At 63.7% G+C, this 24,253-nt stretch carries 21 protein-coding genes and 6 tRNA genes; 11 read left to right on the plus strand and 16 right to left on the minus strand.

Going from position 1 to position 24,253, the window contains the following annotated elements; translation table 11 throughout:
* Positions 1-84 precede the first annotated feature (84 nt).
* Positions 85-876, plus strand: a complete 792-nt coding sequence (mutM, locus tag NTZ43_11575) for a bifunctional DNA-formamidopyrimidine glycosylase/DNA-(apurinic or apyrimidinic site) lyase (GenBank protein ID MCX5767853.1) — start codon at positions 85-87, stop codon at positions 874-876.
* An 87-nt stretch (positions 877-963) separates the two neighbouring features.
* Here mutM and NTZ43_11580 read toward each other — a convergent pair whose 3' ends face one another.
* Positions 964-2,133, minus strand: a complete 1,170-nt coding sequence (locus tag NTZ43_11580) for a class I SAM-dependent rRNA methyltransferase (GenBank protein MCX5767854.1) — start codon at positions 2,131-2,133, stop codon at positions 964-966.
* Between the two features lie 54 nt (positions 2,134-2,187).
* On the opposite strand from NTZ43_11580, the gene aroH reads away from it, so the two are divergent.
* Entirely contained in the window at positions 2,188-2,562 is a 375-nt protein-coding gene (gene aroH / locus NTZ43_11585) for a chorismate mutase (protein MCX5767855.1), read from the plus strand.
* On the opposite strand, the gene mltG is transcribed toward aroH, so the two are convergent.
* The 4 genes from mltG to NTZ43_11605 all read right to left on the minus strand — a co-directional run bounded on the left by mltG (position 2,559) and on the right by NTZ43_11605 (position 5,523).
* Positions 2,559-3,644, minus strand: coding sequence for an endolytic transglycosylase MltG (gene mltG, locus NTZ43_11590; GenBank protein ID MCX5767856.1), 1,086 nt, complete (start codon positions 3,642-3,644; stop codon positions 2,559-2,561). The genes aroH and mltG overlap by 4 nt on opposite strands.
* Positions 3,634-4,113, minus strand: coding sequence for a Holliday junction resolvase RuvX (ruvX, locus tag NTZ43_11595; GenBank protein ID MCX5767857.1), 480 nt, complete (start codon positions 4,111-4,113; stop codon positions 3,634-3,636). The genes mltG and ruvX overlap by 11 nt, the downstream gene beginning before the upstream one ends.
* Positions 4,110-5,366 (minus strand): transcription termination factor Rho, encoded by a 1,257-nt coding sequence (gene rho / locus NTZ43_11600; GenBank protein ID MCX5767858.1) that lies wholly within the window; start codon positions 5,364-5,366, stop codon positions 4,110-4,112. The genes ruvX and rho overlap by 4 nt, the downstream gene beginning before the upstream one ends.
* Positions 5,367-5,449: 83 nt before the next feature.
* Positions 5,450-5,523 (minus strand) — tRNA-Arg (locus NTZ43_11605).
* A 192-nt stretch (positions 5,524-5,715) separates the two neighbouring features.
* Between NTZ43_11605 and NTZ43_11610 the strand changes: the two genes are divergently transcribed.
* Entirely contained in the window at positions 5,716-6,513 is a 798-nt protein-coding gene (locus tag NTZ43_11610; GenBank protein ID MCX5767859.1) for a hypothetical protein, read from the plus strand.
* A gap of 84 nt (positions 6,514-6,597) precedes the next feature.
* Here NTZ43_11610 and NTZ43_11615 read toward each other — a convergent pair whose 3' ends face one another.
* The 3 genes from NTZ43_11615 to NTZ43_11625 form a co-directional block, all read right to left on the minus strand.
* On the minus strand, positions 6,598-8,793 hold the full coding sequence (locus NTZ43_11615) for a hypothetical protein (protein MCX5767860.1): 2,196 nt from the start codon (positions 8,791-8,793) through the stop codon (positions 6,598-6,600).
* Positions 8,793-9,449 (minus strand): hypothetical protein, encoded by a 657-nt coding sequence (locus tag NTZ43_11620; protein MCX5767861.1) that lies wholly within the window; start codon positions 9,447-9,449, stop codon positions 8,793-8,795. Before NTZ43_11620 ends, NTZ43_11615 begins: the two co-directional genes overlap by 1 nt.
* Before the next feature lie 146 nt (positions 9,450-9,595).
* Complete coding sequence (locus tag NTZ43_11625) at positions 9,596-11,224, minus strand: hypothetical protein (protein ID MCX5767862.1); 1,629 nt, start codon at positions 11,222-11,224, stop codon at positions 9,596-9,598.
* Between the two features lie 182 nt (positions 11,225-11,406).
* Here NTZ43_11625 and NTZ43_11630 point away from each other — a divergent pair, with 182 nt between their 5' ends.
* The 4 genes from NTZ43_11630 to NTZ43_11645 are packed head-to-tail and all read left to right on the plus strand — an operon-like array spanning position 11,407 to position 13,246.
* Positions 11,407-11,973, plus strand: a complete 567-nt coding sequence (locus NTZ43_11630; GenBank protein MCX5767863.1) for an RNA polymerase sigma factor — start codon at positions 11,407-11,409, stop codon at positions 11,971-11,973.
* Positions 11,970-12,323, plus strand: a complete 354-nt coding sequence (locus tag NTZ43_11635; protein MCX5767864.1) for a hypothetical protein — start codon at positions 11,970-11,972, stop codon at positions 12,321-12,323. The genes NTZ43_11630 and NTZ43_11635 overlap by 4 nt, the downstream gene beginning before the upstream one ends.
* Before the next feature lie 6 nt (positions 12,324-12,329).
* Positions 12,330-12,740, plus strand: a complete 411-nt coding sequence (locus NTZ43_11640) for a hypothetical protein (protein MCX5767865.1) — start codon at positions 12,330-12,332, stop codon at positions 12,738-12,740.
* A 14-nt stretch (positions 12,741-12,754) separates the two neighbouring features.
* Positions 12,755-13,246: a hypothetical protein gene (locus NTZ43_11645; protein MCX5767866.1), complete on the plus strand. Its 492-nt coding sequence runs from the start codon at positions 12,755-12,757 to the stop codon at positions 13,244-13,246.
* A gap of 70 nt (positions 13,247-13,316) precedes the next feature.
* On the opposite strand, the gene NTZ43_11650 is transcribed toward NTZ43_11645, so the two are convergent.
* The 6 genes from NTZ43_11650 to NTZ43_11675 form a co-directional block, all read right to left on the minus strand.
* Positions 13,317-13,390, minus strand: a tRNA-Pro gene (locus NTZ43_11650).
* A 38-nt stretch (positions 13,391-13,428) separates the two neighbouring features.
* A tRNA-Arg gene (locus tag NTZ43_11655) sits at positions 13,429-13,502 on the minus strand.
* Positions 13,503-13,559: 57 nt separating this feature from the next.
* Complete coding sequence (locus NTZ43_11660) at positions 13,560-15,173, minus strand: FxLYD domain-containing protein (protein MCX5767867.1); 1,614 nt, start codon at positions 15,171-15,173, stop codon at positions 13,560-13,562.
* Between the two features lie 70 nt (positions 15,174-15,243).
* Positions 15,244-15,317 (minus strand) — tRNA-Val (locus tag NTZ43_11665).
* A gap of 123 nt (positions 15,318-15,440) precedes the next feature.
* A tRNA-Gly gene (locus tag NTZ43_11670) sits at positions 15,441-15,513 on the minus strand.
* Between the two features lie 88 nt (positions 15,514-15,601).
* A tRNA-Ala gene (locus tag NTZ43_11675) sits at positions 15,602-15,674 on the minus strand.
* A gap of 232 nt (positions 15,675-15,906) precedes the next feature.
* Here NTZ43_11675 and NTZ43_11680 point away from each other — a divergent pair.
* The gene (locus NTZ43_11680) at positions 15,907-17,121 is read left to right on the plus strand and encodes an RNA polymerase sigma factor RpoD/SigA (protein ID MCX5767868.1); all 1,215 of its coding nucleotides are present in this window, start codon (positions 15,907-15,909) and stop codon (positions 17,119-17,121) included.
* Positions 17,122-17,364: 243 nt separating this feature from the next.
* Here the strand turns inward: NTZ43_11680 and NTZ43_11685 are convergent, their stop codons facing one another.
* Positions 17,365-18,777, minus strand: coding sequence for a RagB/SusD family nutrient uptake outer membrane protein (locus tag NTZ43_11685; GenBank protein MCX5767869.1), 1,413 nt, complete (start codon positions 18,775-18,777; stop codon positions 17,365-17,367).
* Between the two features lie 54 nt (positions 18,778-18,831).
* Positions 18,832-21,924, minus strand: coding sequence for a SusC/RagA family TonB-linked outer membrane protein (locus NTZ43_11690; GenBank protein MCX5767870.1), 3,093 nt, complete (start codon positions 21,922-21,924; stop codon positions 18,832-18,834).
* Positions 21,925-22,106: 182 nt separating this feature from the next.
* Between NTZ43_11690 and NTZ43_11695 the strand changes: the two genes are divergently transcribed.
* The 3 genes from NTZ43_11695 to NTZ43_11705 are packed head-to-tail and all read left to right on the plus strand — an operon-like array spanning position 22,107 to position 24,198.
* Positions 22,107-22,859 carry an ABC transporter ATP-binding protein gene (locus NTZ43_11695; protein MCX5767871.1) on the plus strand — a complete coding sequence of 251 codons (753 nt, stop codon included), beginning with the start codon at positions 22,107-22,109 and terminating at the stop codon, positions 22,857-22,859.
* Positions 22,856-23,353: an NUDIX hydrolase gene (locus NTZ43_11700; GenBank protein ID MCX5767872.1), complete on the plus strand. Its 498-nt coding sequence runs from the start codon at positions 22,856-22,858 to the stop codon at positions 23,351-23,353. The genes NTZ43_11695 and NTZ43_11700 overlap by 4 nt, the downstream gene beginning before the upstream one ends.
* Entirely contained in the window at positions 23,353-24,198 is an 846-nt protein-coding gene (locus tag NTZ43_11705; GenBank protein MCX5767873.1) for a hypothetical protein, read from the plus strand. Before NTZ43_11700 ends, NTZ43_11705 begins: the two co-directional genes overlap by 1 nt.
* Positions 24,199-24,253: the final 55 nt, after the last annotated feature.

The following is a 24,253-nucleotide window of genomic DNA, read 5'->3' on the forward strand; positions in this document are numbered from 1 at the left end:
CCCATTGGCGCCACCGGAGCACGGCGCGCATTCTTCTGGCGCAGAACAGCTGTCCTCACTAGCGGCTCCCATCTCCCAACCCTGATGCCAGAACTGCCGGAAGTCGAAGAAGCCGCGCAGCGACTCCGCGTCGCCGCTGTAGGGCACACCGTGATCGCCTTGCGTGCGTTGCATCCCTCCCAGCGGAAGCAACTCCCCGCCCGTCGTGCTCGGCGTGCCATCGGCCGCCGCATCGTAGCGGTCGAGCGGCGCGGAAAGTATCAGAGCATTCGCTTCGACGACGACTCCACGCTCCTCGTGCATTTTCGCATGGACGGCGATTGGCACGTTGGACGGTGCGAGGATCCGCCGGCGCGCTTTGCACGCGCCGTACTCGATCTCGAGAACGACACGCGCCTCTCGCTCGTGGACGCGCGCGCGCTCTGCACCATCACCTGGCATGAGAGCGGCGTCGATCCACTGCCGGCACTCGGACCCGAAGCGGACGATCCCGCGATCACCGCAACGGCGTTGCGCAACGCGCTGGCGGCTCGCCGCGGCCCCATCAAGGCCGTCTTGCTCGATCAACGCGTGTTGGCAGGCCTCGGCAATATTTACGCGGCAGAATCGCTCTGGCGCGCTTCTATCCATCCTGCCGCATCAGCCGCCGCACTGCGCGAGCCCACGTTGCAACGTTTGATCACCGCCATCCGCGCTTCACTCGCCGATGGGGTGCGCAACGCCGCGCGGTACCGTACTGGTGTGCGCGTGGCGCCGCTCAAGGTGTACGATCGCGAAGGCGAACCGTGCACGCGCTGCAGTGCCACGATTCGGCGCATCACGCAGGCGGGGCGCTCCACGTACTACTGCGCGGGCTGCCAGCGGCTCAAGCGCTAGCTGGTGCCGCGCGGAACAAGCGCCGGCGTCAGCGGTCGCGCTGCTCGGCGGTCGCGCTGCTCGGCGGGACCTATCACAGCCTCCTGATCAATCTCCGGCTTCGAGCAACGCGCCCTTGAGGTATCCGGTCTCCGGTACCGTGATGACCTCCGGATGATCGAGTGGCTGACCGGTGATCGCCCGCAACACCATGCGACGCCCAGAATCGGCCGCCGAGTCCTGGAGCATTTCCAAAAAGCGCGACTTGCTCAGGTGGTAGCTGCAGCTCGCCGTGTACAGCAATCCGCCGGGCGCGAGCAGCCGCATGGCTCGAAAGTTGATGTCCTTATAGCCGCGCACGGCGCCTTCGAGCGATGCCTTGTTCTTGGCAAACGCTGGCGGATCAAGCACGATCGTGTCGTACCGCGCCCCTTCCGCTTCGCGCGCCCGCAGAAAATCGAACGCGTCGGCTTCCACCAGCGTGATGTTCTGGCGCCCGTTCAGCACGGCGTTCTCGCTCGCCCGCGCCAGCGCCGGGCCGGAGCTGTCCACCGCCGTCACGCTGTCCGAGCGCTGCGCGAGATGCAGCGCAAATGACCCGTGATAACTGAACACATCGAGGGCCCGCCCACGCGCCACCGAGCCAACCAGCACGCGGTTCTCGCGCTGATCCAAAAACGCGCCGGTCTTCTGCCCAGTGTGCGGCGCGGCAAAATATCGAACGCCATGTTCGTTCACTTCCACTTCCTGCGGCACCTCGCCCCACAACGGCTCCACCGTGCGCTCCAAGCCCTCGCGCGTGCGCACCGACACGTCGTTGCGTGCCAACGCCCCCTCGGCGCCGGTCAGCGCATGCAGCGCTTCAACAATCTCCTCGCGAAACGCCTCGACCCCGGCCGAGAGAAACTGCGCCACGAGCCAACGGTCAAACCGATCCACGACCAGCGAGGGGAGGCCGTCCCCCTCGCCATGCACCAATCGGCAGGAGTCGGTCAGCCCCGCGAGCGGGAGGCGGCGTGCGATCGCCGATTGGAGCTGTGCGTGCCACCAACGGCCGTCAATCACCGCGTCGGGGTCGCGGTCGAGCAGTCGCAACGAAATCTCGGACGCCGGACTCCAAAGCGCCCAGCCTAGTGCGCGGCCCTGTTGGTCGCGCGTCAGCACCGCGCCGGGCGGTGCCGCAGGCGGCTTCACGATGTCGGAACGGAAGATCCAGGGATGGCCCGTCTGCCAGCGGCGGGCACCTCGAGCGGAGACGACGGCGTGGGATTCTTTCATCTTCGGTCAAGCTAATGGTGGACAGGCGGTGCGGAAATGAGCAGAATACCGACTATGTCCCGCTACAAAGTCCGCGCCGTGCGCGGTGCCACGACGGTCGATCGCGACGAACCGGGTGAAATCCGGCTCGCCGTGCACGAAATGCTCGACGCCCTCCTCGATCAGAACGATCTGACCTCGCTCGACATCGTGAGCGCCCTCTTCACGGCGACGCCCGATGTCGTGAGCGAGTTTCCTGCGCATGCCGCGCGCCTCTACGGCTGGACCGACGTGCCGCTGATCTGCGCGCAAGAACTTCCGGTGGAAGGCGCGCTCTCGCACTGCCTGCGGGTGATGCTCCACGTCGAAACCGCTCGCGCCCGCCACGAAATGCGCCATGTGTACCTCCGCAACGCGGTGCTCCTGCGGCAGGACCTCCTCTCCGACTAGGGCTTGATCGTATCGCGCGGCCATACCGCACGAGTCGCCGAGTCACGCGCCGCTTTCCGCGCCGCCGCTTCCCGCTGAGCCGAATCAACGCGCGCTGCGGACCGCACCATCTGAATCGCTTCCAAATGCTCGGCGAAAGTCCGCCGAAACTCGTGGTGGCCGTCTGGGTGCGCCACAAAAAATCGATACGGCACCTTGGCCGGCGATACCGAAGCCTGTAGACTCGCGCTCCCTGGCGACGCGATCGGGCCGGGAGGGAGCCCCACCACGCGGTACGTATTGTAGGGCGAATCGACCCTCAGATCTTTGAAATACACGCGCCCTGGGCGCTTGCCGAGCGCGTACTGCACGGTGGGATCGGCCTGAAGCGGAATGTGCGCCTTGAGTCGGTTGAGATACACCGCCGCCACCACGGGCCGTTCTTCTCCGCGCCGCACTTCCTTCTCGACAATCGACGCGAGCGTCACGATGTCATTGCGCGACATCGCCATCTCGGCGAGTCGTGCATTCCATTCGGGCTTCCACGCTTTTTCAAACCGCTCCACCATCAACCGCACCGCTTCGCGCGCCGTGGTGCGGTCCGCAAAGGTGTAGGTGTCGGGAAACAAATAGCCTTCGAGCGTCGGGGCAGGGGTGTCCACGCGGTGGCGCAACGCGGTGTCGCGCACGGCGGCATCCACAGAATCCGCAGACACGTCGAGCGCTTCCACCAAGAGCGGCGTGATCTGCGCAATAGTGAAGCCTTCGGGCACCGTCATCGAGTGCACAATGCCGCGACCGGCGCGCAGGGCGTCGAGCAGCTGCTCGTACGAAAGCCCCGCGCGCAATACATAGGTGCCCCAGCGCAGTTTCCGATCGTGACCACGGACTTCCGCATATAGTCCAAAGACGCGCGCCGATCGCACGAGCCCATGCGCCGCGAGGGAGTCTGCCGCCTCACGGAACGACGAGCCCTTCCGGATGGTGAGATGCACTTCAGGGCCGGTGGCGCTGCCGCAGGCGGTGAGTGCCGCGGCCATCAATACGCCAACCAACCACGCGGCGCGGCGCGTGTGAGTCCGAGACGACGATTCACGCAACATCGGCTCCTCCTGCGTTCGCTTCGGGTTGTGGCGCAACCTCGGCCATGCGCATCGCGTGCTGCAATAGCAACGTCGCGGCAATGGCGTCGACGTCTCCTTTACGTCCGCGCGTCGACCCACCCATCGCAGCAATCGCGCCCAGCGCGGCGCTGGTGGTAAAGCGCTCATCGACCAAGCGGGCGGGAAGTCCCGTGCGAATGGAGAGTTCTTCTGAAAGTCGACGTGCTTCCGCAGCGCGCGGGCCTTCTTCGCCGGCGCCATCGAGGGGAAGCCCCACGACGAATCCCTGCGCCTCGAGCTCCTTGGCCTTGGCGAGCAGGGCCGTGAGCGGGGGACGCTTTCCTGCCCGCCGCTCGATGAAGCCTGCCGGGCTAGCGATCATCCCTTCGGGATCGCTCAGCGCCAAGCCCACTCGGCGGTCGCCGAGATCGATTGCCATCCAGCGCGCGAGCTTGGTGGGGTTGATCATTGCCCTTCGGCCATGCGCGCAAAGAACTCTTCGTTGTTCTTGGTCTGTTTGAGACGCTTGAGCAGAAAGGTGATCGCGTCCTCGGGTGCCATGTCGCCAAGAAAATGGCGCAGGAGGAAGATGCGATTGCGTTCGAGTTCGGTGAGCAACAGTTCTTCTTTGCGGGTCCCCGACTTGAGCATATCGATGGCCGGAAAGACGCGCCGGTTGGCGATTTCGCGGTCGAGCACGAGTTCCATGTTCCCCGTGCCCTTGAACTCTTCAAAGATCACTTCGTCCATGCGCGAGCCGGTGGTCACCAACGCCGTGGCGACAATCGTGAGCGAGCCGCCGCCGGCAATGCGCCGCGCGGCGCCAAAAAAGCGCTTGGGTTTTTCGAGCGCTTTTGCGTCGACGCCGCCGGAGAGAATCTTGCCCGACATTGGCGTCACGGTGTTATGTGCGCGTGCGAGCCGCGTGATGGAGTCGAGCAGAATGACGACGTCGCGTCCCGCTTCGACCAATCGTTTTGCTTTTTCGATGACCATGTCGGCCACCTGCACGTGACGGCTCGCTTGTTCGTCAAATGTTGAGCTCACCACCTCAGCACGAGGCACCGAGGCAATAAAGTCGGTCACTTCTTCTGGACGCTCGTCAATCAGAAGGACAAACAGCTCCACCTCCGGATGGTTCTCGGAGATGGCGTTCGCCATACGCTGGAGTAAAATCGTTTTCCCCGCGCGCGGCGGTGCCACAATGAGGCCGCGCTGCCCTTTGCCGAGCGGGGCAATGAGATCCACGACGCGCATGCCGAGGTCCTCGGAGGACGACTCCAGGCGAAGGCGCGCGTCGGGATAGCGCGGGGTCAGGTTGTCGAACGGAATGCGGGTGAGGATGAGTGCCGGATCGAGTCCGTTGACCGATTCAATCTGCAGGAGCGCGAGATATTTCTCCCACGCTTTGGCTGGGCGCACGCGGCCGCGGATCGTGTCACCCGTTTTGACATTGAAGCGGCGGATTTGCGTTTGAGAGACGTAGATGTCGTCCGGGCCGGCCAGGTAGCTGTAGTCGGCACTTCTCAGAAAGCCAAAGCCCTCCGGCATAACCTCAAGCGTGCCTTCCGCGCGCAGGGCGATGTCCGTCGCGAGCAGCGAGTGCTCGATCTGGTAAATCAATTCCTGCTTGCGCATGCCGGAGGTGACCTCAATGCCGAGGCCTTCTGCCATGAGCTGCAAGTCGGAAATTGGCTTGCGACGGAGTTCGGAGATGTCCACGAAGTCTGGCGGGAGCGCGTCGCGGAAAACCGACAGCGCGAGGGAGGGAGGGGAGCGAAAAAGGGGAGGGGAGGGGAACTACATGCGCGAGGAGGGATTCGAACCCACGACCTTCGGCTTCGGAGGCCGACGCTCTATCCAGCTGAGCTACTCGCGCGCACAACACTCAGAGTGGTTGGCCAAACCGGCCGGACCGCTGGCGCGGCCCACCCCCGAGAGGAAGGAGAAAGTTACCCCGTGGCCGATGCCGGGACAAGGACAAAACCAAGACCAGTGTGGTCTTGACGGGTGCAACCCCATGCGCCAAACTCTGGCACAGTAGGCGCTTACAACGGCGAGGCTCCCCCCGGTGCTTTTCGCTTCCCTCGATCCCATGTATATGCGTATTCTTGCCGTTCTTCCGCCGGATTCACGGCGACGTTTTGAGCATTCGTTGGCGCCCGTGCACTATATGCTCCCCGAGCAGGACCTCAGTGCCGCGACTCGCGCGCTGGCCGATGGGTTGAGCGATGCGCTGGTGATCGACCCCACGGTTATCCCCGACCCGGCGTTTGAAGCGATGCTTGCCGCGATGACGGTGCGGCCAAGCCCCGTGCTGGTGTACACGCCCCTGAGCACCATCGGGGCGCGACGCGTGGTGCGGATTGCCGAACTCGGTCCGCACGAGTTGGTGTTGCGCGACTTCGACGACAGCCCCGACGAACTGCGGCGCAAAGTGGCGGCACTCGACCGTCCGTCGGTGTCCGCTATGCTGCTCGCGAGCGTCGCCCCGCAGTTGCGCGGGCTACCGGAGCGACTCCAGATCGCGACGGTTCGCCTGTTCAGTGCCGGCCAGCGGGTGCGCTGGGTGGATGAGCTTGCGGAGTCCGCGCAGCTCGGTCGTCGGACGATTGATCGGTGGATGAGTCGCGCTGGACTCAACGGTTCGGCGATGTTGCTCGATACCACCCGGCTCGCACAGGTGTGGGAGCCGATAGTGGAGCAGAAGCGGCGTCCGTCGGATGTGGCGAGTGCGTACGGCTACAGTCGCTTGCGCTTGCTGGTGTCGCACACGCGGCGCATTGCGGGGGTGTTGCCTGCCGAGCTGGGGACGATGTCGCGCGAGCAGTTTGCGGTGCGGTTGAGTGGGGCGCTCACGACGCGATAGTGGCGCTCGATGGGGAGGAAAGAGAGCGGCCCCGCCATCGCGATGCGATGGCGGGGCCGCTCTCTTGATATCCAGCCTTTGCTACTACGGCACGTTGATCGTGAAAGGACTTCCCGACACGTTGGTGCCGCCAATCTTAATCGTGAGTGACGGTACGCTCGTGGCGCTCGGCGCCAACCACAGCGCAGTGCACACTCCGGTGTTCGCACAGGTCCATGTCCCGAAGGTGCCCGTAGTTGATGTTGCGACAAAGTCAGTGATCGCTGCCGTTAGTACTGGGTTGCTATACGCATCCTTCACGGTCACGGTGATGGTGGTCGTCGCACCCTGTGCGACGTTGCCGCCCGGGTAGCTTGCCGTTGTCTTCGTGGCAGACGCCGCCGCCGCTACCGTGGTGACGTAGAGCGGGCTACCCAGCGTCGCCGTGCCACCGATCGTGGCGGCAATCGTGTCGCGCTTGATCGTCGTCACCGCGGTATACGTTGCAGAGCAGACATTAGTCGAGCAGGTCCACGTTCCAAAGCTGCCGAACTTTGTCGTCACGACGAAATCCGCCGGCACAATCGATGCCACCGCGTTGCCATACGTGTCCTTTGCCGTCAACGAGTACGTCGTCGTGGCACCAGCCGCTAGCAGCGTGTCGTTGCTCGCGAGCGTTGAAGTGCCTGCGACAGCCGTCGAACTCGTAATCCGCACAGTGCGCCGCGCCAAAATCAGGCCCGATGAATCAGCCACCGTCGCCGGTGCCGTCGTACCTGACCGCTGAATGGCAGTGAAGCGATACGTCCCCGCGACGCCCGACGGCGTCCACTGCGTAGACGTCGTGCCAAGCGATCCCGTGAGGGCGGAATCCGGCACCACCGTCCCCGACGAGCCAATAAACCGCACCCACGCACTCGCGACCACCGCGCCCGCGAATGTCTTCGCCGTCACGTTCACCGTGTGCTTCGCGGAGTCCGATCCCGCAACCGCCGTGATGATCGGGAGATGCGAGATCTGCGCACTATCCGCCGCAATCACCACAGCTGGTGCTCCCGTGTTATTCGCCGCCAACGCCACACCACTCACCGCTGCCCACACGCTACTGCTCGTGGGCGTCGTCGCAGCCGTCCCGACTTCCCAAATACCCGACAGCGTGCCGCCTACCGGCGTGAGCGTCAGCGTGGCATCGGCAATAAGGGTGCCTCGCGCGTCACGTGCTTGTGCCTTGAGCGGAATCGAATCGCCGTGCGAAATCGACGCCACAAGCGGGAACACCGCCGTGCGCGCCGCGAGCTGGCGCACGGTCACCGTGAGCGAGTCCGTGTCAATCACGGCATTCGAGCCATCGAACGCCTGCACGAGCACCTTCGCCGTGCCGTTCTTCAGCGCAATGAACTTCGATACCGCCATCGATCCGTTCGCTGGCTGGTTCAGCCCAGTCAGTGCCGTCGTAGTGACAATCAGTGAATCGGCCGCCGTCTTGGGCGTGAACTTCAGATACGTGCCCGACTGCCCGAGTCCGCGACGATCCTTCACCGTGGCGCTCGTGAACACCGTGTCGCCAAAGCTCCACGCCGAGAGCGCCTTGGACGTGAGCGCGAGTTTGAGCGTCTGCGTCACACGCACAACGGCGGTGTCGGCGCAACGCGCGCCTGCCAAACAATACGGATGACGAATGATGAGAGAGTCCACGCCGAGCGTCTGTCCCACCAGCTTTGCGGAATCACCGGACTGTGTGATGGCGTTGGCGCCAGCAGTGATCACCGTCCAGGTGAGACCGAGCAACGGACGAGCCACCGTGGTGGCACCGCTCTTCACATATCCGGTGGCGCGCACGACAATCGTGTCGCCAATGGCGGTCATCGTCGTGTCTTTTGCGGTCAGGAATGCAATGCCGGAGATCACCGACTTCACCGACTTGGCGATCGGCGAAATCACAAAGCGCGCATCCAGCATGTTCAGCGTGACGTTCGCGATTCCTGGCTTCTTCGCCACGAACGTGCGCTGGCGGTACAACGCGCTGTCTGACGCGCCGAGTCCGAGAACGCCCGTGTCGCTCACGGTCCACGTGTAGCTAAGACCGGTCACCAAATTATTGTCGGCGTCCTTGATTGCCGCCGTGGCCACCTTGCTGTCGCCAATGGCGATCGTGTCGGGCAGCCCGGTCAGTGAGAGCACCGCCGCGAAGGTCGACGGGCTCACGGGAAGTTTTTCTTGGCATGCGGTGACGACCAAACCCAGTGTCATCGCAACAGCCACAAGCGCAGAGGCCCGAAGGCCGCGAGTCGGGCGGCGCATCACGGCGTCCTCCGGGCGGCAGGCTTCAGCCCACCAAAGGGAACGGCCAGCCCAGCGCCAATGGTCGTGCGAGTCTTCTCGTTTCCGAGTGGCGCACCGGTAAACGACCAGCTGCCGCCCGTCACGCGCAGCCCGAGGTATTCAAAGAAATCGTATTCCATCGTCACCGTGCCACCAAAGCCATTGGCAGAGGTGCGCGAATAATCCCACCGTGGCGTGTGACCGGTTGTGCCGCCACTGCTGACGTATTGGTATCCCGTGGTATCCATGGAGGCCATCGCGACGCCTATCAGCGCATTGGCGCCGAGCGAAACGCGAAACCGACCAGCGCGATAGCCAGCCTCGACGCCGAGCGTTCCACCTTCCACCGTGCTCATGTCGCGCGCAATCCGCAGAAAGCCAGCGCTCGCGCCGAAATACTGCCCTTCGTACGCGATCGCCAGCGCGTTGCTCGGCATGGTTGAGCGCGTGAGCGCCGAGTTCCCCTGCAACCAGTCGGCGCGGAGCGCGAACGGTGAGTGGGTGTATGTGGGTGTCGCTGCGGTGCTTTGTGCCTGCAACGAACGCGCACCGCTCAACGCGAGAACAAGCGCGAGCGTGATGGCGATCGAGCGGCGCGGCAACCCAGACGAACGGGCGAGCGCAAATCTGCGCATGCGTGGTGCTCCGGTGTGAGAGCCTTTGGGAGGCGGAACCTTTAGCGCGAGCCGTAACCTTTAAAGGTTCAAACTAGGCAAAGGAGAGCGCTCGGAACAGACTCCCTCTCAGAATGCTCAGTAACCGGTGTGAAAAACAATCCCGTTCAGGTGGGCGGTTGACCGCCAAAACGTCCGTTCCCGCGCAGGATGAAATCCGGCGGTGCGTCGAGGCGGCCAAGCTTCAGGTACACGCCATCGTGCTCGATCACCGCCTCCGCTGGCATTCCGGGCTCTCTGGGAGGCAGGGCGCCCGCGCCAGAACGCGGCGCGCGGTCCTTCCCGCGGCCTTGTCCGGGGCCTCCTCCAGGAGGTGGGGGCGCACGGCCAATCAACTTGGGCAGTGCTCCGGGCTTCACCGTCAGAAATAGCACCCGGTCGTAGCGCCCCCAGTCTTCGACTCGGAGCGCCTCCCCCTGCGCAATCCTCGTGCGAAGGAACCACGCGCTCCACCACTCGGCGCCGTGCGGTGCCACGATGAGCGTGCGCTCTGGCACCTCAATGAGCGGAGAAAGCCCCCGTAGTTCTGCTAGGGCGGCATCGGTCAGCACCGCTTGACCTGATTGAGGCAACGACGCGACCCCACTGCCAACGCCGAGCAGCCACACGATGCCTAACGTGAGTCGTCGTACCCAGGGCCTCGTGATGTGCACCAGCGCGAACGCGCCGGCGATTATCGCTGGAATCAGAGCAATCAGTGCGAAACGAATCATCTTGTCGCCGCCAAACCACGGGCCCGTGAGGATAAGCACAGTGGAGGCGCTTCCAATAACGACGGCGACGTCGGCGGCGGGAAGCGATGCCCGCTTCAGCCACGCGACCACAAGCGCTGGAATCGCGACGATGCCAAAGGCGATCCAAGGGAGAAACATTTCCATCGGCAGGGTGCTAGCCATTGGCCCCGGCGGTCGCTTGCCGTCAGTCGCAAATATTCCTGGATTTGAGAGCGCTGTGATCAGGCGCTGAATGCGTGCCGAGTCGAACTTCCACATCACGAGCGCTGAGCACAGCGCGATGAGAGCGGCGCCGGCGACAACCCACGGCAATGCAACGCGCCAATCAACCTGCTTGCCGTGCCGAAGGACATACACAAACAAGACCGTACCGAGCAGTACTAACGCCGCGCCGAGCACCCCAATATGAGTGAGCCCGAGGAGGAGCAGCGAGGCGAGCACGGCAAGCCCACGCCTAGTGGTTTGCGCGCGGAGCCACTGATGCAACGTCATCATCAAGAGCGCGAGCCAAACCAGCGCCAGCGAGTTCTTTTGTAACTCGCCGACAATGGCGAACCACGGCATCGCGAGGCAGCTCAGGGCCGCCGCCGCGAGCGGCACCGCATCGCCCCGCCCACGATCCTGCGCCCATCGGCGCACCAGCACGTACACCGGCCACGCCACCAGCGGCGGCAGTACCGCATCGCTGCATTTGACCGCCCACACAATCGCGTCCGTCGACGCCAAATGAAACAGTTGGGCCAACGTCCAAGCCACCGCCGCGTGGAAGTAGAACGTCAGCGGCATGTCCGGAATGCCCAACACGCCACGCTCAAGAAGCGCGCGCGCCTGCACCAGATAGTAGGCCCCATTCACCCCCGGCACATACGGCGTGCGGAAGAGCAACCACGCCCGTGCCACGATCGCCGTTGCGATAATCCACGCCAAGGGCTCTGCCGCCATGCGGGCGCCGATGCGCAGGAGCCGTGCGTTCGCTCCGACACGCCATGCGCGACGGCCCATTGGCGGGGTATTGGGAGGGGGAGTAAAAACAACGCGGTTCATAACGTGTCCCGCCGAGCAGTGAGAGTCATCTGCTGTACCTTCCTGACTGGCGTACAGGCCAGCCGCTCCCGATTTGACGGATGTACAGCGCCGTTCATTTCACAATGGAATGGACCAGACCCGTGAATCGTCTAACAGCTGTGAGCCTGCCACACACCGACGATCTCGAGCTCCTCAAGCGCGCCTCTGACGGCGACGACTCCGCGTTCCGCGTGCTCGTCGAACGCCACGAGTCTGCGGTGGCACGCGTCGTGACAGCCATGCTTGGCCCCGGGGATGATGCCGACGACGTTGGGCAGGAGACCTTCGTTCGACTCTTTCAGGCTAAACAGGATTTTCGCGGCGAGTCGCAACTGCGCTCCTACCTCACACGAATCGCGATCAACCGTTGTTGCGACGTTCTGGACCGTCGCAAACGGCAAGCCACCTGGCTCCGCCTCACCGGCAGCGATGACGACACCACGGTGCACCTCGCCGCGCCGGAGCCCACGGAATCCGTCGAAATCGCCGAGCGGAATGAAGCGCTCCGCTTGGCCGTCGAATCTCTAGATGCGAAACACAAGGCGGTGGTGGTGCTCCGCATTCTCGAGGAACGCTCCACACGAGACACGGCCGCGCTCCTCGGCGTCCCCGAGGGCACGGTGATGAGTCGATTGACCCGAGCACTCAGCAAACTCAAAGTGACACTTGGACCGGAGTTCATGTGACCCATAACCGAGATGATCGCGCGCGCTTGCAGCAAGTGCTCAGCGCGCCCCAGCGCGACCAGTTCTCGCCCGGATTTTCCGAGCGCGCACTGGCACGCGTGCGCGCCGCGCAGCGCGAGAGCGCACAGGGCACGGCGTCGTTTGATGCCGCCGTCGCACACCTCTCGACGAGGCTCCTCCCGCTCGCCGCTGCCGCAGCACTCGTGTTGGCCGTACTCGATATTCGCCACACGAGTGAAGGGCAGTCGCTCGCGCGCTCGCTGTTTAGTTCGAACGCCTCGCGCACCATGCCATCGTCGCTCAACGACACCTATGGACTCGGCACCATCGCCGTGTCGAACCCGGAGTAACTCGATATGCGTATCGATGCCAAAGCCCGCATCGCCATCGCGGTCACCTTCGTGCTCGGCGCCGCGATTGGCGCTTTTGGTGCGGCCGAAGTGCTGCGCCCACGCGGCCCCGGACCGGAGGGCGGTGCACCCCCCGGCGAGCTCCCACGTTTTGTGATCGACATGGAACGCTATCTGCAGCTGCGTGACTCCGTGCAGCGGCACGCCATGCGTCCCCTGCTGCTTGGCTCCGATTCGGTGAATCGCGCGACCGTGCAACGCGCCGAGGAGGCGATGCGCGATCAGTTGAAGCGACTTCGCACGGATGCGTCACCCCTTCTCGACGCACAACAGTTACAGCGACTCGACCGGTTCATCGAAGATCGGGCGGTCAACCGCAGGCCGCGCCCACGGTTGGGCCCAGGCAACCCATTCTAAAGTCAGGAGGCTGTTTGTCAGTTCGACGTGGCGTAGCAATGCTGGCGGTGGGCGCATCGGTCGCCTGCGCGACGACGGTGCGAGCACAAGCACCCGGCGACCGAGTTCGCGTGCATCTCCTCGGCCTCCGCCTTGTGGAGGACACCGTGATGAGCTGGACCAGTGACTCCCTGGTCGGACGGCACGGGCTGGCCGTGTCTCGCACACAGATTGTGTCGCTCGACGTGTGGCAGCCACGCCCATTTCTCAAGAGTTGGATGCGATTCGGCGGCATGGGCATCGGCGCCACCAGCTTCATTGAGCGGGTCTCACAATCTCGGGGTTCTGCTTCGACGCCGAATTCACAGGACAAATCGATGGTCGCCACCATTGCCATCGGCGTCGGCGTGGGGCTCGCGGCCGCCATCGTCGAACGCGCGCTGCACCTCGGTGAGTGGGTGGCGATCGCGGAAGAGGGCGCGCCACACGGCCCACCGCCAGGCGCGCCACCAGTCGCTCGGCCCTAAGCGATCCGCCGCGCAACGCCCGTCCAACAAAAAAACGGCCACCCCAGACGATGAGGGGTGGCCGTTTCAGTCGGGGCGAGAGGATTCGAACCTCCGACCTCCTGCTCCCGAAGCAGGCGCTCTACCGGGCTAAGCTACGCCCCGATTGTTCGGTAAAGTCTTCGTCCAGCACGTTCATGTGATGCGCCCGCAGGGATTCGAACCCCGAACCTTCTGATCCGTAGTCAGATGCTCTATCCAGTTGAGCTACGAGCGCCCATCAACTCACTCGCCCCTCTCGGGGCGAGCATCAAAAGTTAGACGTTTGGCACCCTTACTTCAAGGGCAACGGAGCGTATTTCACGCCCAGAACGCCACCCTTCGGCAGTTCGGCCTTGAACTTCCCCGTCTGACCTGCGGCTACGCTCTCCGTCGTCGCCGTCACCTTCCCCTGCGACGCCCCGTCCTTGCCCAAGAAGTCGAGCTCGATGGTGTACGTGCGAGCCACCTTCGAACGGTTCTCAATTTCCCCTTCGACGTTCGTCTTTTCCTTCAAACGGTCCACCGACGTGAAGGCCAAACGATACGGCATGTCCTCGGCCTGTTTGCCCCACGCGTTCACTGTGTCGATGAGCGCCTTCTGGATGTTGCGGTGGAACGCCACCGAGTCACGCAGCAACTTCTTGGTGGCGACGTCCGCCTTGGCAAAGCGCGTCGCGGAGTCCTTCTGCACGCGCGCCACCTGCACGCCGACCGTGTCCGCGAACCCCTTGTAGGCATACGCAAACAACATGAGGTTGTCCGGGTTCGCCGGGTCGAGCGCGACGAGCTGCTTCACCACCGGCACCATCACCGACGGACGATGCGCTTCGTACAGCATCGCCGCGTAGTTGTAGAGGTAGTCGCGCGAGTACGGGTTCTTTTTGGAGGCTTCGCCAAAGAGCGTCACCGCGTCGAGCGTCTTGCTGGCACGCGTCGCGAGCACGCCGGCCTGCGCGAGCGCAACGTCGCTGAACTTGTCGAGCGATCCCTTCACAAGGTCGAGCACCTGCGTGTTCAGCGATTCATCCTTGAGCACCGCGGCATTGATCTGAATGCCGTTGAGCGCAAAGGGCGCCTCTTCCGAGCTCGGATATTCCTTGGCCACGGCGACGTACGCCGCAGCTGAGCCGCGGTAGAACGCCTGCTTCTTGGCGGGGTCCTTTTCGGCCTGACCAAAGTCCTGCTGTTCGCGCCCGAGGTTGAACATCAGGTTCGCGCGCACGGCGTCGTTGAGCGTGTCGCCCGCGAGCTTTTCCACGGCGGACTGCAGGTTCTTCACCACGCCTTCAGCGTTGTTCTTGGCCTTGGCCGTGCGCCAGAGGACGTCGTACGGCTGCGGGCCTTCCTTGTACAGGATAAGCGCGCGGCTGGCCATCTTCTCGGCGTCGTCGAGCTTGTTCGCGCCAAGCGCCTTGTAGGCGTTCTGGATGTTGGCCATGTACGGCTTGTACTGGCGCCATTCGTCCACGTCTTTCTTGCACTGCGGGTTTCCCTTCTCCACAATCGTGAGGAGGGAATCAAAGGCGACGAGCAGATCAACGTTGGCGGCCTTGTCGCCCGGCAGCCCGAGGGCGCCGCGCGTCTGCACTTCGCCACCATGCTCGATGGCGAGCGCATAGAACTGCGCCAGCAGGTAGTCGCGGCCGAGCGCGTTCGACGCGGCGCGCGCGTCAAACAGCAGCTTGGTGGCTTCTTGGATGGCCTTGATCGCCTCGGCGTCTGACTTGGCGTTGAGGACCTTGGTGCGCTGCAGATTGGCGATGCCAAGCTGCTGCGGCTGCATCAACTCAATGGGGCAGGAGACCGCCGCAGCCGCTTGGGCGGCGGCTGGCTGCTGAGCGGCGAGCGGCGCGATGGTGGACAGCGTCGCAAGGACGAGCGCGAAAACCGAGCGGTGAGCGGTCATGGCGAAACCAGGGAAGAGGTGATGCGTGGCACAGAAAACGAACGCCCCACGAGAAGACCCCGTGAGGCGATGGGCGGTACAAGACTCGAACTTGTGACCTCCACGATGTCAACGTGGCGCTCTAACCAACTGAGCTAACCGCCCCGAAAGACAGAGGTTGCCGATCATGCCACGGGAACGCGCGGAGGTACCTCGAGCGTTGAACCCCCAACGGCTTCCAACCGGATACTTCAGCGTTTCTTCAATACTGGTCCTACGGCCCTTCAGAGCGGGAAACGGGACTCGAACCCGCGACCCCAACCTTGGCAAGGTTGTGCTCTACCAACTGAGCTATTCCCGCAAAATGAGCGAACTGACGGAACCGTGCGTTCCTATCAGGTCACCCGGATCCACACGTCAGGCAGCTCTCAAGGTCAGCAGCCGGACGATGGAGGCGAGGGGGATCGAACCCCTGACCTCTTGAATGCCATTCAAGCGCTCTCCCAACTGAGCTACGCCCCCGCCGCGGCGAGCACTGGTTAGCAGCCGAAACCGCTCACCAGCCGCTACCGACAGGAACCAAAAAAGCTATTCAGGTGTCGGAGAGGGGTCAAGTGATAAGTGTTGAATATTTGGTGATAAAGCGTTATTTTTTCAGTCCTTTTCGTCCCCCGACTGCGGGGGATCACACGGGCGCGCTCCGCGGGCATTCCTGCCCGCTCCTCCGCGCCTCACCTCGGGAGACGATGCCGCAATGACGACTCCGCGCTCAAAGCGCGGCAAGGCGACTGCCGCGCCTGCCCGTGCCAAACCCTCCGCAAAGAAAGCGGCGTCCGTTCCTTCCGCCAAAGCCGCAGCAGCTAAAGCCTTGCCAACCAAGACCGTCACACCTAAAACCGCAGCATCCAAGACCGTCGCGTCAAAGGCCGCCCTGCCTAAGGCCGCTGCCAAGCCGGTCTCTGTGGCCAAATCCGCACCGGCTTCCAAGGCCGCTCCGGCAAAGGGTGCGGTTGCGAAAGTCGCCCCGGCCAAAGCTGCACCCGCAAAGGCACCCGCCCCTCCTGGAAAAGCACTCGTGACTTCTCTTGCTCCAAAGGCCCGCCGTCGTCGTGCCGCACCTGCCGGCATTGCCCCTAGCGAGCCGGAACGCGACATCCTCGATCAGTACCTGTACGAAGTGTCCACCTATCCGCTCCTCAAGGGCACCGAAGAAATCGACATCGCCCGCAAAATTCGCGCGGGCGACGCCGATGCGCTTCAGGAACTGGTCAAGCGCAACCTGCGCTTCGTCATTTCCGTCGCCAAGAAGTACCAGAATCGCGGGCTGCCCCTCATCGATCTCATCGGTGAAGGCAACGTCGGCCTCCTCACAGCCGCCCGAAAGTTCGATCCCGACCAAGGCGTCAAGTTCATCTCGTACGCCGTGTGGTGGATCCGTCAGGCCATCCTGAGCTCGCTCGCTCGTCAGGGCCGTACCGTGCGCGTGCCGCTCAACCGCACGGCCGACCTCTCGCGCATCATCAAGGCCAGTGAAATCCTGCGCCAAAAAATGCGGCGCGAGCCCACGCCAGAAGAACTGGCGCAGGTTACCGGCCTTTCCGTAGACGTCGTGCAGTCGCTCGCCGCCCTCAATACGGGTGACGTGCGCCTCGATGCCCCCATGGACCCGGACGGCGATCGCTCGCTCATCGAGCGCTTCGTGGCCGACGAAATGCCGGACACCGAAGAAGAAGCGATGAACCGCTTCCTCACCGACGAAATCGAACAAGCGCTCAACACGCTCCCGCCGCGTGACGCAAAGGTTCTGCGCCTCTACTTCGGTCTCGAAGGGGGTCGCGAACACACGCTCGAAGAAATCGGTTCCATGCTCGGCGTCACGCGCGAACGCGTCCGCCAGCTGCGCGACCGGGCCCTCAAGCGCCTCCGCGAAGGCGATGTGGGTAGAGCACTCGGATCGTTCGCTTCGTAGCAGGCTGCGGAGCGCACAAAACGAGCGGGGCGCCGGCATAGCCGGCGCCCCGCTTTGTACAGGCAACGGCGAGTGGACCGTATACCTTTTTCGGCTATCCGTACCTGCCGTTGTACGCTCCGCCTGTTAGAAACGGATAACGGTTAACGGACGACTGTCTACCAGTGTCTACCAGGACGTGAGCGAAACGAAAACGGGGCCGCCCGAAGGCGGCCCCGTTTTCCCATCATACGACGAACGAACTCAGCAACCCGGACCAGCGATCGCGCCCGTCTTACCAGCCCGCGACAGGCACTCGGCCTGCGGGATCGGAATGACCTTGGCCACAAAGTGCGTGGGCAAGTCGAGCGGGAGCTCGCCGAGCAGGCCGTAGCGGCGCATATCGACCCAACGGAAGCCTTCCATCAGCGTCGAATAGCGCTTCTCGTACAGAATGCCGTGCAGAATCGCCGAGGCCGAGCTGGCGGCCGTCAACGTGCTGGCCGGCAGACCGCCCGAGACCGTGCGGAGGATGTTCATGTCCGCAATGGCACCGGCGTTGTCACCGGATCCAAGCTTCGCTTCTGCGCGAAGGGCGATCAATTCTTCGTTGCGAACCACGGCCATCGGGCTGCTGGCGTTGGCCCAGATGCTATAGCCGAGCGAGGAGCTGATGCCGAGGTTCTGCGGCGCGTTGCGCACCGGCGCCGTGCGAATCTTGGCCGTGTAACGGTCGTCCGGATTGCCGTCGGCCTTCAGCTGCGCATCCGTCTGAATCGACGGGTGGGCATACAGATCGAGGACCGTGGCGGCATTCAGGCCGTTGGTCGCATCACCCGAGGCGCTCGAATAGATGTGGTACACACCCACATCGAGGGCCGCGCGCGACGTGGCGGCGGGATTGATGAACGACTTGCTGAGCGCCGACAGTGCGGTCGCCCACGCGGCGGCACCGCCGCCGGACGTGGCATAGTACGCCGCGGCGCGGGCCTTGAGGGCCTGCGTGTACGTGGCGAACGTCGCCGGGGTGTTGAAGCCCGCGTAGCCCGCGTGCAGCGAGATCGGGAACGACGAACCACCGGCGGCCAGCTTGCTCGCGGCGTCATCAAACGTCGCGAGGATGTACTTGTACACGGAATCGCGCGAGACAAACGGCGCCAGTTCGGCGGCGTTTTCCTTGATCTCGGTGATCGCGCCCAGCGTGTCGCGGGTCATGATCACTTCGAGCAACTCGGCGGCTTCCAACGTCCGCGCAAAGCCGAGCGCCGCATTCTTCTGCGCGTCGGAGAGGCTGGCTCCTGCCACCGTCTTGCGGAAGTTGTAGTTGTCGCGGAGCGCGTTGTACTGCGTGCCCCAATCGCCGCTGGCAAAGCCGGACGGGTCGATCACGGCCTTGCCGCCCACGACGATACCAATGAGGTAGTGCGACGTGTAGCGGGCATCGGTCGGGAAGTAGAAGAACGCTTCGCGGCCGAACGTCCCGACGTCACGAATGAAACCCGCGCGGCTGCCACGGTGATCGATCGTGAGTCCCGTGGCCAGCAGCTGCAACGCCTGCGGATCACCCGCGGCGGCCTGCACCGTCGGGCTGTTGGGGTTGCCAATCGCGAGCTGCTTGTCGCTGCACGCCGCCAACGTCAGGGCGCCCAGCGCAACGCTCATCAAGCGAATACGCATCGAAGAAATCCTCGGCCCGCGAAGGCGGGTGGTTGGAATCAGAGTAGTCATGGCTTAGTACCCGAGGTCCACGCTGAAGAAGAACTGCTTCATGGGCGGATACGGTGCCAGGTCGATAAAGCGGTTGAAGTTCGTGTTGCCGAAGTTGTTGAACTCTGGATCGAAGCTCCAGTACTTCGACGACATCCACAGGTTACGACCGCTGAAGCTCACGCGCAGATCGCGCGCCTTGAACACTTCGGCGAGCTTGCGCGGGGCTTCGTACGTCACCGTCAACTCGCGCAGCTTGAGGTACGTGCCGTCCTGGACGTACGGGCGGATGTCGTTCTTGGCGAAGGTGCCATAACGATAGTCGCCCAACAAGACGCCAGCCTGCGGCGACTTGGCGTCGTAGTCGGCCGACTGGCCGCCTTCGTCGAACAGGTTGTTCGTCATGTCGGCCACATAGCCGCCATTGCGCCAGTCGAGCAGCGCGCTCACCGACCAGTTCTTGTACGTGATCGTGTTCAGGAACTGCGTCTGGTGACGCGAGTTCGCATCGGCGACGATCGAGTCACGCGCCGTGGAACCGGCGAGCGTGGTGCCTTCGGCGAGCAGATGGCACGGCTTGCCGTCGGAACCGGTGGCGCCCGGCGTGATGCAGGAGAAGGGAATGTTGCCCCAGATCTTGGAGCTGATCGTGCCCGCGACGATACGATTGCGGCCGTACGAAGCGCCGAACGAACCGCCGACGGCGAACGCCGGCACCGGAATGAAGTCGGTGTGCTGCACGTTCGTGTTGTACGTGACGCGGCTCGACCACTCGAAGTTGCGCGTGCGAATCGGCACAATCGTGAGGCCGGCTTCAAAGCCACGCGTCGAGATCTGGCCGCCGTTGATAATCTGCGACGAAAGGCCGGAGCTGAGCGGCAGCGGGAAGCTGAGCAGCAGGTCCTTAATCTGGCGGCTATAGCCAGACGCTTCGAACGACACGCGCGAGTTGAAGCCGCTGGCGTCAAAGCCTACTTCGTTTTCGTGCATGACTTCCGGCTTGATCGCCGGGTTGCCAAGCGCGGTGGCCGCGGCGAGCGACGCAGCGCCGCCGATGATGCCGCCGTTGGCGATGAGCACGTCGCGGTTGCCGTAGTTCGGACGGTTGCCGGACTGCCCCTGCGCCGCACGGATCTTCAGTTCTTCAATCGCCGAGCCCATGGCGCCCGGGAGGAAGCTGAACGGCTTGGTCGTGCGATAGCTGGCCGAGTACTTCGGGAACGCATAGAACGCCTTGCGGTCGCCGTTGGCGCTCGAGCGGTCCATACGAACGCCGGCGCTCACCGTGAGGTGGTCGTCGAGGCCGATGAACTGTTCGTTCACATAGTACGACTGGTCGCGGAATTCTGTGACGCCGTTACCGATCGCAGCCGGTTCGGCCGAGGCCGTGACGAGCTGACGCGTCGGCAGCAGGCCGCGGGCGCGAATGTTGTAGCTGACGATCTTCTGGTTCTCATACGTCGTACCGACCGACGACTGCGCCGAGTTCAGCCACTTGTTCGACTTCGGCGTCCAGGTCCAGACGCCGTTGAGGCTCTGGTTGAACTGGAGACTCGACACGTTGGCAATCTGCGCCGTGCCGAGGTAACCGTCCGCCGGCTCGTACTGCAGGAAGTTCGGCGAGTAGGTGGTGCCTTCGTCCTGGAAGCGGTCAAGGCCGCCAAGGTACGAAATGGAGATCGTGTTGTTGGCCGTCGAGAGCAACGAGTAGTTGGCGCGGAGGTTGCCCGTCTGACGCCACACTTCTTCGTTGGCCGTGATGTTGTTCAGCACTTCGAACGGATTCGAGTTCACCGATCCGCCGCCGTTGAACGGCACGGTCACGTAGTGGCCGTTCGAGGTCTTCTGCAACAGATCCATAATGGCCGGCGAGTAGCCGAAGTTATAGATCGGGCTGACGCCGGCGTTGTCGTTGTTGCCGAGACCGTTCTGCGTCAGGTTGTGCGTGACGTCAACGCCAGCGCTCACCGTGAGCTTGTCGCCAATCGTCTGGTCAAGATTCAGGCGGCCCGACGTGCGGCGCGCGCCCGTGTTGATCTGGATGCCCTTGTTGAGGCGATCGTTGACCGAGGCATAGTAGCGCGTGTTGCCCACGCCACCGCGCGTCGAGAGGATCGTTTCATACGACGGATCCGTCTGGCTATAGAGCTGTCCCTGCCAATCGTAGTACGGGCAAACCGTGACGCAGTTGGCCTTGGCCACCGAATCAGCCTGTGCCGCAGGGCCGAGGTACGGCTTGACCGCGGCGTACGAGGCAAAGTGACGCGAGCCGAGGAGCTTCGACGGCTGCTGCGTGCCCATGCGCTGCGTGATGTTCCAGCGCGACTGGCCGGAGGTGCCCTTCTTGGTGGTAATCACGACCACGCCGTTCGTTGCGCGCGAGCCGTAAATGGCGCTCGCCGCCGCCGACTTGAGCACTTCGATGCTCTCAATGTCGTTCGGGTTGATATCGGCAAGGCGGTTCACCATCTGGTCCTGCGACGACGTCGTCGAACCAGACGAACGCGTGATCGCCGCGAGGCCCGCACCGACGGAGGCGTTCGAGACGATGACGCCGTCCACGACGTAGAGCGGATCGCCCTGCGCCAGCACCGACGTGGCGCCGCGGATCTGCACCTGCATACCGCCGCCCGGGGTGCCGCTGTTTTCGGAGATCTTGGCGCCGATGATCTTGCCAGACAGGTTGGCTTCGATCGACTTGCCGGGGGTCTTGTTCAGCTCTTCCGACGAAACCGTCGCGATCGCCGTGGAGGCGTTGCGGCGGTCAACCGTCGTGGCCTGACCCGTCACGACCACGCCTTCGAGCTGCAGGACGTCCTTCTCAAGCGAGAAGTCTGCCGTGCCAGTCGAGCTCGTGATCTTGATCGACATGCGCTTGTAACCGATGGAACGGGCAAGCAACGTCGCGTCGCCGGCCGGGACCTTGAGGCGGTATTCGCCCTTTTCGTTGGTCCGAGCACCGAGGCTCTGACCGAGGATGGTCACCGTCGCGTCAACGAGGGGCTGCCCCGTTCCGGCTTCAATGACCTTACCGGTCACCTCGCGCCCTTGCGCGAAAGCCAGATTGGGTGCCACCGCGACCAGCATTGCGGCGGCGAAGAGTACGATCCTGCGCACGTAAGCCTCCAGAGACTTGGTGGGTGGAGTGCCATCCACGGCCCAGAGTGGGGGGGCGGAGACGCTCCTCTAGAGTCCGACAATCTTCCGACCAAGTACCCACCCAGTCAAGGTTCTGTCACATCACGGGTTATCCCCTGTCCTCGTGCAGGCCGCTGGCAGTGCATATCTTGAACGGTATCATGATTGTCTTAGACAACATCCATAAGGCATTTGGCCCCAAGCAGGTCCTCAGCGGCTTCTCCCTCGAAGTCCGCGAGGGGGAGACGATGGTCATCATCGGCTACTCGGGGACCGGCAAGAGCGTGGCCATCAAGCACATTGTGGGGCTCCTCGAGCCCGACCAGGGGCGGGTCTTTGTGGACGGCCAAGAGGTCTCCACTCTCTCCCGCCGAGAGCTGTACGCCCTCCGGGCCAAAATAGGCTACGTCTTTCAGTTTTCGGCGTTGTTCGACTCGCTCACGGTGGCCGAAAACGTGGCGATGGGGCTCAAAAAGATGGGGACCCTGACCCCCGGCGAAATCGACATCCGGGTGCAGGAGGCCCTCGAGTTGGTAGACCTCCCCGACTCCGGCCACGTGCTCCCCATCGAGCTCTCGGGCGGGATGCGCAAACGTGTCGGCATCGCGCGGGCTATTGCGTTGCATCCCAAGTACCTCCTGTACGATGAGCCGACCACCGGGCTCGACCCCGTGACGGCCGCCGTCATCGACGAAATGATGATCCGCATGCGCGACAAACTGGGGGTGACGGGGATCGTCATTACCCACGACATGCGGAGCGCCTTCTCCGTTGGCACCCGCATTGCCATGCTCTACGAGGGGCAGGTGCGCTGGGTGGGGACGGTCGACGAAATCCACGCCACCGACGATCCCGTTGTGCGCCAGTTCATTGAAGGGCGCGCCTCGCCCATTGTCGCCGGGCCGTTGGCGTGACCCAGAAGCCGCGCCGCCGCAAACCGCGGGAAGAGACGTCGGCGGGGGGCGTGGTGTATCGTCACGGCCGTGAGGGCGTGGTCTTTCTTCTCATTCGCGATAGCTACCACAACTGGGGCTTTCCCAAGGGCCATCTCGAGGCGGGGGAAGAACCGGAACGCGCGGCGCTCCGCGAGGTTTCTGAGGAAACCGGACTCGGTGCCCTCGTGATGCGGGCCGCCATTGAGGTGATCGAGTGGCAGTTTCGGTTCCGAGGCCGCCAGATTCACAAGGTGTGCCACTTCTATTTGATGGAAACGCGGCAACGCCGCACAAAACCGCAGCTTGAAGAAGGGATCACCGCCTGTCGCTGGGTGACCTTTGAGCAGGCCACGCAGATGCTCGCGTACGACAACGCCAAGTCTGTGTTGCAGCGGGCGCACGCCATCCTCGCCTCCACGCACGACGCGACGCACGACGCGACGCACGACGCCGCGCCGTCGGACGCCGCGTAATGGCTCGCGCAGCTGCTAAAACCGCCAGCGCCGCCGTGCCAGCGCCACCGCCGGCGTCGCTGCCCGTTCTGCTGGCCTACACCGGCCGGCCGCGCGCGCGCGACATGCTCAAACGGATTTTCCCCAAGCGTCGCCACCACCTGATCTTCGTTCGGACCCCCGACGAGTTGGAGGCGGGCCTCCGCAGTTCGCTGGTGGATGCGGTGATCGTGGATATTGCGCAGCCGAGTGAGGAGACCTGGAAAGCCGTGGCGCTCGCGCCGGACTTTCCGAGCATTCCGTTCTTTGGCCTCGGGCCGTCGCGCGTCGCCGATGGCGGGGCGCTGGCCCGTTGCGCAGCGGCGGAGTTTGCCGATCTCATCGCCGAGGGAGTGGATGAGGGGGTTTTGCGCGACCTCGTGATGCCAGCGAGCTTCACCTGCCGGTTTGCCGCCGCCCTGCACGACGCCCCAACCGCACTCGGATTGGAAGCACCGATGCAGCAGAAGGCGTGGCGCGCCATCATCGCGCACGGCGGCCGCACCGTGCGCACAGAAATGATTGCCGAACAACTCGGCGTTACCCGCGAGCATTTAAGCCGTAGTTTTTCGGCGAGTGGCTCACCCAACCTCAAACGCATCATTGACTTGGTGCGTCTGATAGCCGCGGCGGAACTGTCGAAGAACCCAGGGTACGACGTGAGCGACGTGGCGCAGGTGCTGGAGTTTGCGTCGGCGTCGCACTTGGGGAGCACCGCGCTGCGGATTGTGGGTGCGCGTTCGGCCTCGCTGGCTCGTCTGCGGGCGACCGATCTAATGGAAAGATTCCGCCAAGGACGCGGGCGCTCACGCCGGCGCGCGGGGTAGCCGCCACCCCCGGTAGCGGTTGCAAGAATGTCAGTCTTGTGATATTTTTCACAAG

Source organism: Gemmatimonadota bacterium, from assembly GCA_026387915.1.
Classification (GTDB): Bacteria; Gemmatimonadota; Gemmatimonadetes; order Gemmatimonadales; family Gemmatimonadaceae; genus Fen-1231.